Annotated in this window: 16 protein-coding genes and 1 other annotated feature; of the genes, 8 read left to right on the top strand and 8 right to left on the bottom strand. The window is 52.8% G+C overall.

The genetic code is table 11. The annotated features are described in order from the left end of the window. Positions 1 to 159: 159 nt before the first annotated feature. Both FCN15_RS12045 and ylbJ read right to left on the bottom strand, forming a co-directional pair. Positions 160 to 1,350, bottom strand: coding sequence for a copper amine oxidase N-terminal domain-containing protein (locus tag FCN15_RS12045; protein ID WP_138495263.1), 1,191 nt, complete (start codon positions 1,348 to 1,350; stop codon positions 160 to 162). A gap of 188 nt (positions 1,351 to 1,538) precedes the next feature. Then, positions 1,539 to 2,834 (bottom strand): sporulation integral membrane protein YlbJ, encoded by a 1,296-nt coding sequence (gene ylbJ, locus FCN15_RS12040; protein WP_138495327.1) that lies wholly within the window; start codon positions 2,832 to 2,834, stop codon positions 1,539 to 1,541. Between the two features lie 442 nt (positions 2,835 to 3,276). Between ylbJ and FCN15_RS12035 the strand changes: the two genes are divergently transcribed. Both FCN15_RS12035 and FCN15_RS12030 read left to right on the top strand, forming a co-directional pair. After that, entirely contained in the window at positions 3,277 to 3,669 is a 393-nt protein-coding gene (locus FCN15_RS12035; RefSeq protein WP_138495262.1) for a globin domain-containing protein, read from the top strand. 43 nt (positions 3,670 to 3,712) lie between these two features. Further along, entirely contained in the window at positions 3,713 to 4,411 is a 699-nt protein-coding gene (locus tag FCN15_RS12030; protein WP_138495261.1) for a DUF2225 domain-containing protein, read from the top strand. Positions 4,412 to 4,438: 27 nt separating this feature from the next. Here the strand turns inward: FCN15_RS12030 and FCN15_RS12025 are convergent, their stop codons facing one another. Together FCN15_RS12025 and FCN15_RS12020 are read right to left on the bottom strand one after the other, a co-directional pair. Further along, positions 4,439 to 4,669: a hypothetical protein gene (locus tag FCN15_RS12025; RefSeq protein WP_138495260.1), complete on the bottom strand. Its 231-nt coding sequence runs from the start codon at positions 4,667 to 4,669 to the stop codon at positions 4,439 to 4,441. Continuing rightward, complete coding sequence (locus FCN15_RS12020; protein ID WP_138495259.1) at positions 4,666 to 4,827, bottom strand: YycC family protein; 162 nt, start codon at positions 4,825 to 4,827, stop codon at positions 4,666 to 4,668. Before FCN15_RS12020 ends, FCN15_RS12025 begins: the two co-directional genes overlap by 4 nt. Positions 4,828 to 4,931: 104 nt before the next feature. Between FCN15_RS12020 and FCN15_RS12015 the strand changes: the two genes are divergently transcribed. Both FCN15_RS12015 and FCN15_RS12010 read left to right on the top strand, forming a co-directional pair. Further along, positions 4,932 to 6,743 (top strand): M3 family oligoendopeptidase, encoded by a 1,812-nt coding sequence (locus FCN15_RS12015; protein ID WP_138495258.1) that lies wholly within the window; start codon positions 4,932 to 4,934, stop codon positions 6,741 to 6,743. A gap of 278 nt (positions 6,744 to 7,021) precedes the next feature. Continuing rightward, complete coding sequence (locus FCN15_RS12010) at positions 7,022 to 7,441, top strand: O-methyltransferase (protein WP_138495326.1); 420 nt, start codon at positions 7,022 to 7,024, stop codon at positions 7,439 to 7,441. Positions 7,442 to 7,602: 161 nt separating this feature from the next. Here FCN15_RS12010 and FCN15_RS12005 read toward each other — a convergent pair whose 3' ends face one another. Both FCN15_RS12005 and FCN15_RS12000 read right to left on the bottom strand, forming a co-directional pair. Continuing rightward, positions 7,603 to 7,818 carry an alpha/beta-type small acid-soluble spore protein gene (locus tag FCN15_RS12005; RefSeq protein ID WP_138495257.1) on the bottom strand — a complete coding sequence of 72 codons (216 nt, stop codon included), beginning with the start codon at positions 7,816 to 7,818 and terminating at the stop codon, positions 7,603 to 7,605. 124 nt (positions 7,819 to 7,942) lie between these two features. Next, the gene (locus FCN15_RS12000) at positions 7,943 to 8,923 is read right to left on the bottom strand and encodes an aldose 1-epimerase (protein ID WP_138495256.1); all 981 of its coding nucleotides are present in this window, start codon (positions 8,921 to 8,923) and stop codon (positions 7,943 to 7,945) included. A gap of 145 nt (positions 8,924 to 9,068) precedes the next feature. Beyond that, positions 9,069 to 9,319, top strand: a binding site (T-box leader). Between the two features lie 97 nt (positions 9,320 to 9,416). Here FCN15_RS12000 and trpS point away from each other — a divergent pair. Continuing rightward, positions 9,417 to 10,403, top strand: a complete 987-nt coding sequence (trpS, locus tag FCN15_RS11995) for a tryptophan--tRNA ligase (protein WP_138495255.1) — start codon at positions 9,417 to 9,419, stop codon at positions 10,401 to 10,403. Between the two features lie 326 nt (positions 10,404 to 10,729). Further along, positions 10,730 to 11,662, top strand: a complete 933-nt coding sequence (gene cyoE, locus FCN15_RS11990; protein WP_138495254.1) for a heme o synthase — start codon at positions 10,730 to 10,732, stop codon at positions 11,660 to 11,662. A 118-nt stretch (positions 11,663 to 11,780) separates the two neighbouring features. Here the strand turns inward: cyoE and FCN15_RS11985 are convergent, their stop codons facing one another. Together FCN15_RS11985 and FCN15_RS11980 are read right to left on the bottom strand one after the other, a co-directional pair. Further along, positions 11,781 to 12,137 carry a toprim domain-containing protein gene (locus tag FCN15_RS11985; protein WP_138495253.1) on the bottom strand — a complete coding sequence of 119 codons (357 nt, stop codon included), beginning with the start codon at positions 12,135 to 12,137 and terminating at the stop codon, positions 11,781 to 11,783. A gap of 62 nt (positions 12,138 to 12,199) precedes the next feature. Next, on the bottom strand, positions 12,200 to 13,369 hold the full coding sequence (locus FCN15_RS11980) for an MFS transporter (RefSeq protein WP_138495252.1): 1,170 nt from the start codon (positions 13,367 to 13,369) through the stop codon (positions 12,200 to 12,202). A gap of 605 nt (positions 13,370 to 13,974) precedes the next feature. Between FCN15_RS11980 and FCN15_RS11975 the strand changes: the two genes are divergently transcribed. Further along, positions 13,975 to 14,433 (top strand): hypothetical protein, encoded by a 459-nt coding sequence (locus FCN15_RS11975; RefSeq protein WP_138495251.1) that lies wholly within the window; start codon positions 13,975 to 13,977, stop codon positions 14,431 to 14,433. A 62-nt stretch (positions 14,434 to 14,495) separates the two neighbouring features. Beyond that, complete coding sequence (locus FCN15_RS11970) at positions 14,496 to 15,635, top strand: transglutaminase domain-containing protein (RefSeq protein ID WP_138495250.1); 1,140 nt, start codon at positions 14,496 to 14,498, stop codon at positions 15,633 to 15,635. Positions 15,636 to 15,858 lie beyond the last annotated feature (223 nt).

Raw genomic sequence — 15,858 nt, 5'->3', positions numbered from 1 at the left:
TCAGCTTTGGATAAATTTGATGCTGCTGCGGAAAGGAAAATCCGGCCAAAGCGGGTTTAGGGTTTAGCGTATGCGCACAAAAATAAGACCGCCCCTAAGAGCGGTCCAAAACGTCCAGTCTGCATCCCATAATCAGCAGGCCTGTCTATTCATAAACATTTATTCATAATCGGAGCTGTAGCCGGCTGCACCGTCCAGGTTATCAACCGGGCGTACGATCGAATAAATCAGCCAATTGCCGTCATTTCCCTTCATAAAGGTGTATATGCCTTTAGTTAGTTCGCTCTCAGCCCCGGCTTCTATTTTTTCTTCCGTGTACATGACAATCATGTCACTCGAATTATAGAGATACTGGGATTTCAGGAGGGTGAATTTGAAGCCCGCGTCAAACGTGTCCTGGTAATTAAGCTGATCCTGGTTCTTGCGGTAATCATCTTCATATGCCGTAAAAGTTGCAAGCACCCCTTGCCAGTCCTTGTTATTAACCGCCTGGAGGTACTTGGCCAGAACGGCCTTCACGGCCTGATCGGCATCCGCCGGCACGGCAGCCGGTTTTGTTAAATCAGGGACGGTGTTGTAGGTATCATAAAGCTCAATGGCTCTGACTTTCCATTTCCCTTCGTCTTTAAAGAGCGTATAGATGTAGGTATCCTCGGAATCGGCAAAATACTCGCCGCCTGTCCATTTGAACTGCTCCGTTACATAGACCGAGGCTTCATAGCTGTCCAGGTAATCCAAATCCATAGCGGTAATCTCATCTGAGAAATCACTGCGCTTCATAAAATCGGAATGATCGGAGAAGTCAAACTCTGTTGGATCGAAAAATGCACCCTCATAACCGCCGAGGTTCTCATCGGCATAATCCTTCACCATCTGCTGCAGCAAAGCGGTAATATCGGCTTTATCCTGCTCTTTGGCTTCGGCTGTCGCAATCTCGATGATACCGGAGCCGGGCTCCCAGTTCACCTCTGCACCTGCCGCCTGGCTGATGAAGCGCAGGGGAACAAAGACCGAGTTGTTCCTGGAGACGGGGGCTGCCGCCATCGTTTGGGCCGCTCCGTTGACTCTGGCCGTCTTGCTGCCCAAGGTCAGCTCGATCGTCAGGCCTGCCTTTTTGCCGGTAACCTTATGGGTCTTGGCGTCCCATCCGACCTGCATGCCCAGCTTTTGAAAGATCGCCCGGAAAGGTACAAAGGTCGTGCCGCCGGAGGAAAATGGAGCTCCGCTGGTCTGCTGCAGAGCTTCGCCGTCAACCAGAATCAGAGTGGGGTCTGAGGATGCGGCGGAAGCCGGGAGGGATATGGCCGAGGCGAGCAGGGCGCTTCCCAGTAAAGCGTACATTTTTTTCATCAATACTTCTCCTCTTAATTTAAGATGATAAATAAGGCATATTCTACCACCCGGATTTAAAAATTGTCCACGCTCCCTTTTCAGCCTGCAGCAGGGGCCGGCCTTGCTGCCGGGGGCTTTTTGCACCGCTTGGCAATTTGCAGCGCCGCCGCCCTGGCGGCTAATGTACCGCTTGGCTTTTGCATCTGCTATCTCTTGGGCCGCCTGGCCAGTCTGCGCGTCCTGAATTTCTGAATGAGAATGACTAAAATAGACAAAATAAGCATGACCGCAATCAGCTTTATGCCATAACCGAGGTTGCCGGCGCTGGCCTGCCAGGCGTAAGAGGCGTTCCGGCCTCCCCAGCCTGCAAATGCAGTGTCTGCACGGGAGCTGTCCGGGCCGAAGAAGGGCCACAGCAGCAGAAGGAGCAGGGCCGAAAGCACCGCGTGGATCGATCTTGCGACTAAGAATGGGGTATAGCGCAGGTCCGTTGCGTTTAAAATGCTGGCCACCTGCGCATGAACCGACAGCCCGCCCCAGGACAGGATAAACGCCGCCGCTGCCGCCTTGTAAGCAAGCGGAACGCCGTCCGGCGCTGCAGCCGCATTTTTGGCCCCGAGCGTCACTTCAAATATACCGCTCATAAAGGGCTCGGCCAGCGAGGAAGGCAGACCCAGCAGCGGAAGCAGCCTTTGAAGGCCTTCATACAGGACGGCCATTGCCCCCGACGCGGACAGAATCTCAAGAAAGACGGAGAAGAAGACGACAAGGCCGCCGACTACGGTCATCAGGCGGAGGGAGGTCAGGATGGCCTGGCTGAGCAGCTGTCCCAGCTCCCGGCCGTCCGCGATCCGGGCCTCATGCATGGCCAGCAGCGCGGCCTTCAGACGGGGAACCCTGCGGATCTCCGCCGGGGTGCTGCTGTTCATGCTGGCCGGGCCGGTCCCTGTAGTCCCTGAGGTCCCTGAAGCGGGCTGCTCCTGATCCCTGCGCTTGTAGAAGCGCATGAAGAGGCCGATGACCACGGAGCCCCCGTAATGAGCCAATGCCAAAACCCCGGCAATGCGGGGATTGTGAAAGAATCCGACGGAGACTGCCCCGATCAGAAAGATAGGATCTGACGAGGTTGTGAAAGAGACGAGTCTTTCCCCCTCGACGCGGCTGATCAGCTTCTGCTCCCGCAGCTTGACGGTGAGGCGGGCGCTGACCGGGTATCCGGCGGCAAAGCCCATGGCGGCAACGAAGCCGCCGCTTCCGGGAATACGGAAGGCCGGTCTCATAAAGGGATCGAGCAGCTTGCCCAGGAAATGCACGATGCCGAAGCCGAGCAGAACCTCGGAGATCACAAAGAAAGGGAACAGGGAAGGAAAGAGGACGTCCCACCAGATGGACAATCCCCTTACCGCTGCATCCCAGGACGATTGGGGGAAGGTCAGCATGAGCAAACAGATGGTGATGAGCGCCAGAAGGATAAATGGCAGCCCCAGCCTGGAAATCCGCACCTTAAACGCCTCCACAATCATAGAATATGTATCGGTCTCCTTAGTTCTATGAACACAATAGGACAAACAGTACAAAAAAATAAGAAAGCGCTCACTTGATAGCTGATTTTTAAACCCCGCTATGATAAACTAGAAACTGTAAGCAGCAACAGCATCGCGGTCTCTTATGATTTTCCACAAATCCTGATGAGCGGAGTGATGTATATGAGTTTTGTAGCAGGTGTTCTCGTATGTGCGTTTGTATATGTCATACGCGCCTCTCTAGCCCGTTCAGGCGAAGAGGATTGGCGCAGCTACTAGACGGCAATATTGAAGAGGGTATGGAGCGCTGGGAGCAGCGCTCTTTTTTTGCGGCTGGGCATTATGCGGCCGTGCATAACGTAATTCGCTTAAATCTTTGCTATAATTAGGATAATAGTCTTGAAAGGTGATGAAGCTCATAATGAACCCGGAACAGGGACAAAGTTTATATGAAATTCTGGGCGGCGGGGAGGCCGTCCGCAGGATTGTTGAAGCTTTTTATCCCAAAGTGCAGCGCAATCCTCTGCTTGGGCCGCTGTTTCCGGAAGATATTACCCCGGTAATGGAGAAGCAGTATATGTTTCTGACGCAGTTCTTTGGAGGCCCTCCGCTGTATTCCGACGCCTTCGGCCATCCGATGATGCGGGCCCGGCATCTTCCGTTCCCGGTGACTCCTGAACGCGCGGAAGCCTGGCTTGCCTGCATGGGCGAAGCGTTAACTGAAGCGGGCATTGAGGAGCCGCTGCGCAGTGCTGTTCTTCAGCGCTTATCCGGTCCGGCTATGCATTTCGTTAATACACCATCGTCTAACTAACCACCCGCCATAATGAAATTAAGCCGGAAGGAAGGAACTGGCCATGCATCTTGAGCCCCTATATACAACCAAAGCAAAATGTCTCATGTGCGAGGAAGAATTCGCGACCTCCCGGGTGCGTCCAAGCTTTAAGCGGGCGACCCGGATGGATACGGATTTCTGCGGCTATTATCAGAATGAGAATCCCGATTTTTACGTGGTCAAGGTCTGTCCGCACTGCGGATTTGCCTTTACTGAAAATTTCGGGGCGAATATCAGCGACAGACAGAAAGAGGGCTTTAAGAAAGAGCTGGGCGGGCGTCTTCATCCGCGTGACTTCAGCGGCAAGCGCGACTGGGAGGCTGCGGTGGAGAGCTACAAGCTGGCCCTGCTGTGCGCGCAGTCCATCAACGAGAAGGAACGGCTGATTGCAAGCCTGCTCCAGCATATTGCCTGGCTCTACCGGTACAAGGGGAATGAGGAGCAGGAGCTGCGTTTTCTCAAATACAGCCTTGAATCTTATATCAAAGTCTTTGAATTGGAGGGCGTCGGCGCGAACGATGCTAGGCTGATGTACCTCATCGGGGAGCTTTACCGCAGAACGGGCAGCTTCTCCGAAGCGGTCCGCTGGTTCTCCCGCGTAATCAATGACCAGAAAATTATGGACGCAGCGATGATCCGGGCTTCCCGCGAGCAGTGGGCGGTATTGCGTGAGCAAATGCTTGCGGCCAAACACGAGCTGCCGGAGGAGATGAAAAAATAAACCGGCAGGCGCAGGCGCCTGACCGGTTCAGCGGATTACAGTATCAGTCAGAAGATAATCGTCATCGCTGTCCAGAATCGTCAGCCTGTGGTAGCAGCAGGGGAACACCAGCAGTTTCTTCTTCCCCTCGCGTACGCTGATGATTTCTTTAGGCTTCATGGGAAGCAGGACATTGTCTTTACCACAGAAAGGACAATCGGGTACATAAACGTCACCCATCGTAACATCATAAGGCAGGGCTTTATTGAACGGAATCATTGCCCGGCTTTGTCGTCCTTCGCGGATTCCTCTTTGGCCAGCTCGGCCAGCTTCTGCATCAGAATATGCTGCGGCATATGCATCAGCCGTTCGATGGGAACATTCAGCTTCTCAGCCAGCTTCACCGCTGTCTCTGCTGATATTTGTAAAGGTCTCATAATTAATGCCTCCTTTATGCCTGTTGAGCAGGATATACCTATAGTTATACACTCTGTTACACAGAAGTATCAACCTATCTGACTGGGAAAGGATGTATGTGAAGATGAGCACACTGAAACAGCCTGTAAGCCTGACCTGGGATTTGGAATCGGTTTTTCCCGGGGGTTCGGATTCAGCCGAGTTCCAGAATTATTTGCAGCAATTGGACAAGAGCATTAAGGAATTGGAGCAGTTTGTGAAGCAGGCCTCCGCGCCGGCTTCGGTTGAGGAGACCAAAGGCTTTGACGAATTTCTGGACAAGCTGCAGGAAGCAGCAGCCAAGGCCGGGCAGGCTAGCAGCTTCATTAGTTGTCTTACCGCACAGAATGTTAAGGATAAGAAAGCGGTCCAGCTGTCGGATAGAATCACTTCCTACAAAGCTCAGCTGCAATCCGTTTCAGCCTTATTTGAAAATATTCTTCGCTCCACCCCTGATGAGGTGTTTGCAGGCTGGATCCAGGGGGACAAGGCTTCACAGATCGCCTTCTACCTGAACGAGACCCGTGAGAAAGCCAAGGACAAGCTGCCGCCGGAGCTGGAGAGCCTGGTACTCGATCTGTCCATTGACGGCTACCATGGCTGGGGTGAGCACTACGACACGATTGTCAGTAAGTTCAGCCTTCCATTTACCGATGAGAACGGGAATACGGTTAATCTGTCCGCGGGTCAGGCCCATAACAAGCTGCACGATCCGGACCGCAGTGTCCGGGACGAGGTGTTCGCCCAGTGGGAGGAAAAATGGTCCGAGCTGGCGGATTACGGCGCCGACACGCTGAACCGCCTGGCAGGCTTCCGCCTGAAGCTCTACAACAAACGCGGCTGGGAGGATGTGCTGAAGGAGCCGCTGGCGTACAACCGCATGACCCGGCAAACGCTTGATGCGATGTGGCAGGCGATCACGGAATCGAAGGCCGTATTCGTCAAATACCTGGAGCGCAAAGCGAAGCTGATGGGAGTAGAGCAGCTTGGCTGGGCCGACGTAGAAGCACCGCTTGGCGGCACTGCCGGCGATCAAATTCCTTACGGGGAGGCTGCCGAGCTGATCGTGAAGGAATTCGGCGGCTTTAGTCCAAAAATGGCCGAGTTCGCGGCGCACGCCTTTAACAGCAGCTGGATCGAAGCGGAGGACCGCTCCGGCAAACGTCCTGGCGGCTTCTGCACCACGCTTTCAGAGAGCAATGAAACGCGCATCTTCATGACCTTCGGCGGGACGGCCTCCAACGTGTCTACGCTTGCCCATGAGCTGGGCCATGCTTATCATTCGTTCCTGCTGAAGGAGCTGCCGGAATTCAGCCGCGATTATGCCATGAACGTGGCCGAAACGGCATCCACCTTTGCGGAGAACATCCTGTCTTCCGCCCAGGTCGCCCGCGCTTCCAGCAAGGAAGAGAAGATCAAGCTGCTGGAAGAGAAGGTGCAGCGCAGCGTGGCCTTTTTCATGAACATTCACGCCCGGTTCCTGTTTGAAACCCGTTTCTATGAGAAACGGAAGGAAGGCCTTCTCAGCGCCGAAGATTTGTCGGGTCTGATGGAGGAAGCGCAGAAAGAGGCTTTCTGTGATGCCCTGGCCTCGTATCATCCGCATTTTTGGCTGTCGAAATTGCATTTCTATATTACGGACGTTCCTTTCTACAACTTCCCGTACACATTCGGCTTCCTGTTCAGCAACGGCTTGTTCGCCCGTGCGCAGGCCGAAGGACCTGCTTTTGCCGGCAAATACGACGCTCTGCTCGAAGATACAGGCCGCATGACGGTAGAAGATTTGGCGAAGAAGCATCTGAACGTGGATTTGACGAAGCCGGACTTCTGGCGTGAGGCTGTAGCAGTCTCCGCAGCGGATGTCGAACAGTTCCTGGAATTGACGAAGGATTTGTAAGAGCTGTTTGTGATGCAATTGAAGCGAATAGCTAAGCATGAGAAGCGGTCCTGAGGGGCCGCTTTTTTCACTGCCGCTGCTATCCAGGGAAGTTGGAGAATAACGTCGATATCTATCTGTTGACCGCGAATACTGGCGAATTTTAGAATTTTGAAGCATGACAAATTAGGAATAAATACCCAAAAATGTACCATATTTCTGTTAAACGATCGGATAATAGAATATAATGTGACATAAGCCCTAAATAAAGGGAAATCACATCATTAAGGGGAGTGGGAATTCTGAAGGCAGAGCAACTTTCATTGTCCAGGCAGCTTGATTTGGTATTTAAGGAATTAGAAGCAGAGCTGGGGAATTTATCCTCAGGAACAGTATTTATTCAGATCCGCAACAACGTGGTTGGCAAATTCGGCATCCGGCACAACCCCATAGCCGGGAGGAACGGGCAGCTGTCCGATGACGATGAGGGTTTGAATGCCGGCCAGCTTCAAGCTTTCCGGAATATGGCTATTGAAGCTTTGAAATTCAAGAAGTCGTGGACGCACGGAGAAATCAGTTACGAGTTCGCGCTCCGTCAGGGGACGATTGTTGTGGATGCCACGCTTGAATCCAACTATAATATGGCGAATCTGATGATTCGTTACCCGAGAACAAGCCATACATACGGAACGTACGGAGAATGGAAGGATCTGTCTTAGCAGCATTAAACAGCATTAGTTAGATAAAAATAAAGGAATAACAGCAGAAGGTATGCGAGCCCGCATACCTTCTGCTGTTATTCCGCGAAAAATGTACAGTGCGCCGGCGCCGAAGCCGGCGTCAGCGCACTGATGGTGTTTATAAGGAACAAATTCCATTGTTATTTACCGGACAATTGTTGTTCAGCCAGTTGAACCAAACGCTTTGTGATATAGCCCCCAAGGGAACCAGTCTCACGGGAAGTGTAGTTACCATAGTAACCGTCTGCTGGAATTTGTACGCCCAGCTCTTGTGCAGCTTCCATCTTCAATTGCTGCAAAGCTGCAGTTGCTTGAGGAACGACCAGGTTGTTGCTGCCGCTGCGTCCTTGTGCCATGTTTGTCACCTCCTTCGTTCGTTGTGAGGTTAGTATGATCCTGAGCGCCGAAAATATGCGTTTCAAATTTCAAATATTAAAGAGTTAAATATTTCCTGACAATCGCAATAAAAAAAACCCGCAGTTATGCGGGTTCAGGTTCTGGATAAACCATCTGAAGGTTAAGCGTCAGCTCAAGCGACTGCTCCGGTTTGATATCGAGCAGGCCGCTCTCCTCGTGAGGAATGCTGAGATTAGGAGCATCCGGCAGCCAAGTATAAGGCTCGATACAGAGGAACTGATCGGCTTCCCCTTTGGTATACAGCACCCAATGTTTGAAATAAGCCGGATCGGCAGAGTATTTCAGGCCATAGCCGTCCTTTCGGAGCAGCAGGGCTTCAGCCGGCTTCCCGCCGATTTGCAGCGGAGTATCAAAGTTCGTGCCCTTGAGATTCAGGCTGTCATTCAGAGCCTCCAAATCTCCCAGCGGGGCTGTTTCTCCCGTAGTAATGATCTCCTCGTCCGTAACGTACAGCCTGCTTACAGGCAGCTTGAGATTCCAGTTCTCAGGCTCTCCGTCAATCAGGAACCAGGTATGCAGGCCCAGACCAAACGGAGCGGCAGCTGTACCCAAATTGGTGATGCGGAAGGTTTGGGTGAGCGAAGCTCCCTGCAGGCGCAGAATCATTTCCAGCTTAAGCGGCACCGGATACTGGCGCATCCAGTTTGGATCATCGCTTGTTACAAATTCGGTCGTAACGGAGCAGCCGTCCTCATCCTCTTCAATATCACTGACGCACCAGCTCTGTGTGCGGTGAAGGCCATGAATATGATTGTCGTTAGCGGTATTCTGGTCAAATTGATACGTTTGTCCGGCATAAGTAAATCTTCCGCGGCGGATTCTGCCCGGCGGAATAAGCAAAGGAATACCGAAATGGTAAGGTTTCTGCAGATAAAAGTCCAGGTCATTCTCGTCCGGGCGGCGCAGCACTTCGCGCTGATTCACCAGGTCTCTGATTCCGATAATGTTGTTGCCGAGGCGAGGCAGCAGCGTGACTTCAAGCTCCCGGCTATGTAAAATGTACGTGTCGTAACCATTCCATTGCCCTTTGGTCACTTTTTTCATAATTAAGCTCCTTTTCCCAATTAAAGATGTTCAAATCAGGTAAATCAGGTTAAGCCTATCATAACATTTTTGGCCTTGCCCGTAAAAATGGATTTGACTTGCCAGATGCTCCCGGCTATGATGACTATATCAAATTCATTTCTAACACAAAGTGATGACGGGGACAAGTAAACGCATATGATTTTTCCAGGCAGAAAGCCGGTGGTTGATGCGAACCGGCGGAAAGCGATGCGGCGAATGGACCCCTGAGCGCTGAAGGGAACGGAAGGCCGGATGGTCCTCTCAGTATGTTCAGCCGTTAATCCGCGTTAAGGATTTTAAGGCCGGGTTTGTATGCAGCGTACGGGCAGCTAACTTCGGCGAATTAGGGTGGCACCACGGTCTCACGTCCCTTGCGGATGTGGGGCCTTTTTTTGTTGTCCGCAGCTTCTTTATTGTCTTGAACAAAATTGGTTCAATTAAGAAACTGGAAATGATTGAGGAGGTCAGACCTGTGAAAACTGTATTTTCGGGCATTCAGCCCAGCGGCAAGCTTACCATCGGCAACTACATCGGAGCGATGAAAAATTTTGTGAGCCTGCAGCATGAACATAACTGCAACTTTGTTATTGTCGATATGCACGCGATTACGGTTGCCCAGGACCCGGCCGCTCTCCGCGAGCAGTCGGAAGCCGTGGCAACACTTTATATTGCGGCCGGAATTGATCCGGCCAAAGCCAACGTGTACATGCAGTCGCATGTGCCGCAGCATGCGGAGCTCGGATGGCTGCTGACGACCCTTACCTCCATGGGCGAGCTGGAGCGGATGACGCAGTTCAAGGACAAATCCGCCGGCAAAGAAACGGTAGGCGCGGGGCTGTTCGTCTACCCGTCCTTGATGGCGGCAGACATTCTGCTGTTCAATGCCGACCTGGTTCCGGTAGGGGACGACCAGAAGCAGCACCTGGAGCTTACCCGGGATCTGGCCGGACGCTTCAATTACCGGTTCGGGGAATTCTTCAAGCTTCCTGAGCCATACATTCCTGAAATTGGCGCGCGGATCATGTCATTGGATGATGCCTCCAAGAAAATGAGCAAAAGCAATCCGAATGAAGGCAGCTACATCGCGCTCCTGGATCCGCCGGATGTGATACGCAAGAAGATCAGCCGGGCAACCACGGATTCCGGCCGCGAAGTGAAATACGATCCGGCGAACAAACCGGAAGTCAGCAACCTGATCGGAATCTACAGCCAGCTGTCCGGCTTGTCTGTCGCCGAAATCGAGCAGCGCTATGAAGGACAGATGTACGGCCCGTTCAAGAAGGAGCTGGGCGAGGTGGTTGTATCCGTCCTTGAGCCGCTGCAGCAGCGTTACCGCGACATCCGCGAGTCCGGCGAAATCCGCAAGATTCTGCGCGAGGGAGCAGAGCGGGCGGAGGCGGTTGCGGCGAAGAATCTTAAAGAAATTCAGCATCTGATGGGATTTCTGCCCAGAGGCTGAATTTGGCAGAGGAAGAGCTGCACAGGCCGTGCAGCATCCGGAGGACGCCGGCGAGGCGTCCTCTTTTTTATTTTTCGAACAGGAAATGTTGCAGTTCCCGGTTATCCGGGCTATTTTCGCGTTTAAAAATGGATATGCTAATGAAATGGCTGACTCAGGACCGCACGGTCTCCGTCACTAAATTGTCATACAAAAATCACGTTTTTCCCGCCTTAATTGAACATGTTTCCCGGTTGATATGATAAAGTTTATAGAAGAGATTGTTCACAATTATATTTTTGTGTGAAAGAGTGCTTGTTGGATTTTAAAATTAGGGAGGCAGTAACATGGGCAAACCATTAAGATATCAGGCGGGAGCGGATGGAGCGGCATTGTCTGTTAATCCGTCTGCGGAGTCGGCGACCTGGCGTGATTTCGTTGCGCTGACCAAGCCGGGCATTCTCCGCTCGAACCTGATTGCAACTTTTGCAGGGTATTGGCTTGCCGCCCACTGGCATATTGATTTCATCATGCTGATTGTAACGATGATCGGCACGGCGCTGGTGATGGCGGGGGCTTGCGTATTTAACAACTATTATGACCGTGAGATGGATACCAAGATGGCGCGGACCCAAAACCGGGCGCTGCCGCTTGGCAAGCTCTCCCCGCGGACGGTGCTGATTTACGGGGCGGTTCTGGGACTGGTCGGACTTGCCATGCTGTTCCTGTTCTCCGGTGTTCTGGCCGGATTGTTCGGAATCGTCGGAGCTTTTGTATATGGCGTCGTTTATACGATTTGGCTGAAGCGTTCATCGACGTGGAGCACTTCTGTCGGTGCTATTTCCGGGGCCATGCCGCCGGTGATCGGATATGTAGCCGCATCGGGCCAAATTGATCTCGGAGCCTGGATGATCTTTGCTATTCTCTTCCTGTGGCAGCCGCCGCATTTCTGGGCTCTCGCCATCAGACGGGTGGAAGAATACCGCGCCGCCGGATTCCCGGTTCTGCCGGTCGTGAAAGGCGTTAACCGTACCAAAATTCAAATGATTCCTTATATCGCCCTGCTGCTTCCGATTCCTTACATTATGTATGTAAGTGATGTTACCGGCGTCTGGTTCCTAATTATCGGCACCCTGCTGTCCGCTGTCTGGCTGATTATGGCCCTTGTCGGCTTCGGGAAGCAGGATGTGGAGAAGTGGTCGAAGCGGGTCTTTCTGTTCTCGATCAACTATCTGACGCTGAGCCTTATCGTGATGTTCCTCGATACGGTTCATAAATAACAGTTCATAAATAACAGTTCATAAATAACGGTTCATAAATACCAAAAAATAAGACGCTCTCAGCGGCTCTGCCGCCAGGAGCGTTTTATTTTTTTGCGCGGATATATGCTTACCAAGTCTATTCCAGACCGGGCTGCGGAGGGGGATACAAAATATACTCCTCCAGGCCGGCCTTCTCCAGCTGGGCGATCACATATTCATCCGGCGTGCCCTCCACGCCCGCGTAGCCGCGCCGGGTATACATATGCTCCGCATCGGGAAAAGCATCCCGCAGAATAGCTCTGATCTTCTTCCCGGAGGAATCGTTGTCCATAAACAGGTAAACTTCGTCGTTTCTGGTTTGCCTGCGCAGCTGTTCGAGCCGGAGACTGCTCAGGGAACCAAAGGTGCACAGGATGTTGACTTCGCCGCTGAGAAGGCGGCGCAGCTTGCTGCGGTCATTTTTGCCTTCGACAATGATTGTAATCTCCGCCATGTCTTCACCTCGCTGCCCTTAGTGTAAACGTAACTCCCCCTTTCATGCAAAATAGTGAGGCGTCAGGCAGCCGGAGGGCCGCCGACCGTCAAGGGCTGCTTTGGCAGGCGCCGGGCCGGCGGAACGAGGATCAGCAGCAGCATCAGAATGACGAAGGCCAGGAAATACGGGGAAAAGGTCAGGTGCAGCTGCCCCGCAGCAATCGGACCGATAAAAGAGCCGAGTGACATCGCAATGGACTGGAAGGAGAATACTCTGCCCATCTTGTCTCCGCCGCTCAGTTCGATGAACAGAGAGGAGATCGCCGGGAAAATGATGCCCTTCGACATGCCCATGACGAATAAGACGGCAGGCATCGGGATTTGGCCGGGCATGGTTAGCCCGAAGAAGCAGAGGGCGAGCAGCAGGATGCCGCCAAGCGCTCTTAGAAACGGAGAGTAGCGGTGCAGGAACAGCATGCCCAGCGTAACCAGCGAACCCAGACTTAGAATCGAAAAATATATACCGGTGTGCAGAATGCCCCCGGTTCCGCCGCCGTCATGCAGCGGCAGCTCAAAGAACAGGATGCCCTGGGAGCAGGCGACGCCCAGCGGCAATAAATAATAGATCAGCGAAATGCCCGGAAGCACGCCTGCATGCTCAGACTTGGCAGCATGCTGCCTGGACATGTCAAGCTGCAGCTCGGCTGCCTTGCCGCGAATCGTTACAAAGGCCAGCAGGCCGGCGGAGATGAGAATCCAGCCCAGGGTCTGGAAGGTCATGGAGAACCCCGCAAATTTAACGAGAAAAGCTCCGGCCGCAGGCGACAGCACCGAAGCGAGGGTATGGGTGACTCCATGACCGGCCATCAGCTTGCCTTGGGTTACAGCGTCTTTGGACAGGGAAGCAAGCAGGGCCAGGCAGGCAGGCGACAGGAAGGCCAGCACGAAACCGCTGATCGAGCGCAGCGCCAGCAGCTGCCAGGGCTCGGTCACCTGCGCCTGGAGCAGCAGGACAACACCGGCTGCAATCAGGCTGAAGACGATATAGCGCTTGCTCCCGTGCTTGTCAACTCCATGACCGGCAATCAGGTTGCCCGGCAGATGCGTCAGCGCATAGATGCCCATCATCCAGCCGATAAACGCCGGAGCAGCTCCCAGCGACACCGCAAACGGCGTCAGGATCGGATATTGGGCATGCAGGTCAAAGAAGGCAATGAACATAAAGAAATATAGCCCTATAGCGATTTTCATGGGGATCCTCCTAAAAGTTTTGTTGAGCATAGCTACCTTGAAACAACTTCGAAACAAAACTTGCTTCGGAAGCATAGGCTTAGTTTTGTTGAGCATAGCTACCTTGAAACAACTTCGAAACAAAACTTGCTTCGGAAGCATAGGCTTAAGTTTTGTGAAGCGTTACCGCTCCGAATAGACTTCGCAGCAAAACTCGCTTCGGAAGCATAGGCTTAGTTTTGTTGAGCATAGCTACCTTGAAACAACTTCGAAACAAAACTTGCTTCGGAAGCATAGGCATAAGTTTTGTGGAGCATTACCGCTCCGAATAGACTTCGCAGCAAAACTCGCATCGGAAGCATAGGCTTAGTTTTGTGGAGCTTACGCTTATTTTTGGTAATTAAAGGCTGCGAGGCCGCGCCGGTCCTGTCCAGGAAGCGGGCCATGCTCTACTTGTACGCCTGGTTCCGGGCAGATATGCCATTTTTGTGATAACCGCACTGGAATTGGGGAGCTGCAGGGTTAAGCTGGGCTATGATTTGGCGATCATGTATAATAAACATGGCATTTACTGCAGAGCAGCATGACATAGGTCCGATAAAATGGATACAGGGGTGTTATATTCGATGGATTTTCAAAGCTGGGATTATCAAGTTTGGGTCGATTATTTCAAGCAGAACTGGCTGATTATCGTGGTTGCTCTGGTTGCGTTGTTCCTGGTAGCCAATCTGGTGAAGACCGTGATCAAATGGGTTCTGATCCTGATCATCGCCGCGTTTCTGATTGTTTACAGCGGAGTTACCCTTAATGATATTGGCCAGGCGGTTTCGACCGTCAAAGACCAAACGGTGGATACGATGAAATCCGAAGCGCTAAATTTAATGAAAAATGAAGCCAAAGAAGCAGCCTTTACCCAAAATCCGGACGGCTCGTTCACGATCAAAACGCCGAATCTGGAGGTTACCGGAGAAAGCGGCAGCGACAAGGTGAAGGTTTCGCTGCATGGAGTCTCTCTCGGGGAATGGAGCCGCAGCGATACGCTGGAGGCGTTTATCCAGGAAGCGAAGAGCAGCAGCGGACAATAGCTTTTTTGTGAACAGACTGGGTTGGCCAGTGCAGATGAGAACAAGAGAAAGGAGGAGATCCTATGGCAGGATTTCAGCAGCTGACGGGCTACAACTGGATCAACATCATACTGCTCGTGGTCATTGCGGGCTCCATTCTGCAGGGCATGTTAAGAGGAACCTCGCGGTCCGCCGGGCGGCTGCTGTCCATTATTGGCGGCGGCATTATGACGGCGCTGAGCCTGGCTGCGGCCATACCGCTGACCGCTTATCTGTCGCCAAGGCTTCAGCAGTGGCTGACCGTAAATGCGCAGATGCCCGGAAGTGACCTGAGCGGGGCGGAGCGGACGCTCTATACGCTGGCTGCGGCGGTACGGGACTTTCAGCTTGTGCGGTATGTGATCCTCTTCTTCCTCTGCTACTGGGTCATCCGGTTTCTCATGGGACTGCTCGGGATTTTTCTGCCCGGGATCAAGTGGATCAATGGCCTGGGGAAGCGTGAAGCGCCTTCCGGCCTTACCGGCCGCCTCTTCGGGGGGCTCATCGGGGCTGTCATCGGCATGTTCCGCGGAATCGTCCTGATTGCGCTGCTGTTCGTGGCGGTGTCTATTTTTCCAAACAGCGGTTTCAGCAAGTATGTGGAAGCTTCTCCGGTTTACCGCCAGGGGGCGGAGGTCATATTGGAGCCGCTGTCAGGCAAACTGATCAAAGGCAAGCTGCCCGTATTGACTCAGCATGTCGAAGACGAGCTGAACGGAATTTTTGAACGGAAATACGAGGTTATTGACGCCCAGATTCCGGATGAGATCAGCTCGCAGGCAGCCCAAATTGTATCCGGAGCGGGCTCGGACCGCGAGAAGGCCAAGCGGCTGTATGACTGGGTCGGTACGGCAATCAAGTATGATTACGATAAAGTGAAGGATTACGAAGAGAATAATAACTGGCACGAGCAGACCCCGCAGATGACCTTTGATACCCGAAAAGGGGTCTGCATCGACTACGCCCGGCTCTATGCCGTGATGGCCCGCTCGCAGGGGCTTGATGTCAAGGTCATTACAGGACTGGGCTACGACGGCCAGGGCGGCTACGGGTCTCATGCCTGGAACGAAGTTTATGTGGATAACGAATGGATTCCGCTTGATGCCACTTGGGCGGGCAGCGGAGACTGGTTCGACGCCCCTGACTTCGCCAAGACGCATGTTCAGCAGAAGGTGCTGAGCTGACGCCTGGGTCTGAACGACGGAAGCCAAACGGATAGAATTGAAATAGGCAGAAGCCAAACGGATAGAAGACAACCGGATAGATAAAGCTAACAAGCGGAGATTTCCCAACATAGGAGACTCCGCTTATTTTTATGCCGGCAGCCTGACTGGCGGATGGAATATGTGTTAAAATATGACAATCAAATCTCTTCATTTCCGAATGAAGACCAGCGGGGGCAGCGAA

This window comes from Paenibacillus pinistramenti, assembly GCF_005869875.1.
GTDB lineage: Bacteria > Bacillota > Bacilli > Paenibacillales > Paenibacillaceae > Fontibacillus > Fontibacillus pinistramenti.
The sequence above is the reverse complement of the archived record's forward strand: the minus strand, read 5'-3'. Positions and strand labels throughout refer to the sequence as shown.

What these genes read in the sequence shown, in the direction of transcription:
- FCN15_RS12045 (WP_138495263.1), bottom strand. Translation starts at nt 1,350, where the DNA reads ATGAAAAAAATGTACGCTTTACTGGGAAGCGCCCTGCTCGCCTCGGCC.
- FCN15_RS12035 (WP_138495262.1), top strand. Translation starts at nt 3,277, where the DNA reads ATGAACCCGGAACAGGGACAAAGTTTATATGAAATTCTGGGCGGCGGG.
- FCN15_RS12030 (WP_138495261.1), top strand. Translation starts at nt 3,713, where the DNA reads ATGCATCTTGAGCCCCTATATACAACCAAAGCAAAATGTCTCATGTGC.
- FCN15_RS12025 (WP_138495260.1), bottom strand. Translation starts at nt 4,669, where the DNA reads ATGATTCCGTTCAATAAAGCCCTGCCTTATGATGTTACGATGGGTGAC.
- FCN15_RS12020 (WP_138495259.1), bottom strand. Translation starts at nt 4,827, where the DNA reads ATGAGACCTTTACAAATATCAGCAGAGACAGCGGTGAAGCTGGCTGAG.
- FCN15_RS12015 (WP_138495258.1), top strand. Translation starts at nt 4,932, where the DNA reads ATGAGCACACTGAAACAGCCTGTAAGCCTGACCTGGGATTTGGAATCG.
- FCN15_RS12005 (WP_138495257.1), bottom strand. Translation starts at nt 7,818, where the DNA reads ATGGCACAAGGACGCAGCGGCAGCAACAACCTGGTCGTTCCTCAAGCA.
- FCN15_RS12000 (WP_138495256.1), bottom strand. Translation starts at nt 8,923, where the DNA reads ATGAAAAAAGTGACCAAAGGGCAATGGAATGGTTACGACACGTACATT.
- cyoE (WP_138495254.1), top strand. Translation starts at nt 10,730, where the DNA reads ATGGGCAAACCATTAAGATATCAGGCGGGAGCGGATGGAGCGGCATTG.
- FCN15_RS11985 (WP_138495253.1), bottom strand. Translation starts at nt 12,137, where the DNA reads ATGGCGGAGATTACAATCATTGTCGAAGGCAAAAATGACCGCAGCAAG.
- FCN15_RS11980 (WP_138495252.1), bottom strand. Translation starts at nt 13,369, where the DNA reads ATGAAAATCGCTATAGGGCTATATTTCTTTATGTTCATTGCCTTCTTT.
- FCN15_RS11975 (WP_138495251.1), top strand. Translation starts at nt 13,975, where the DNA reads ATGGATTTTCAAAGCTGGGATTATCAAGTTTGGGTCGATTATTTCAAG.
- FCN15_RS11970 (WP_138495250.1), top strand. Translation starts at nt 14,496, where the DNA reads ATGGCAGGATTTCAGCAGCTGACGGGCTACAACTGGATCAACATCATA.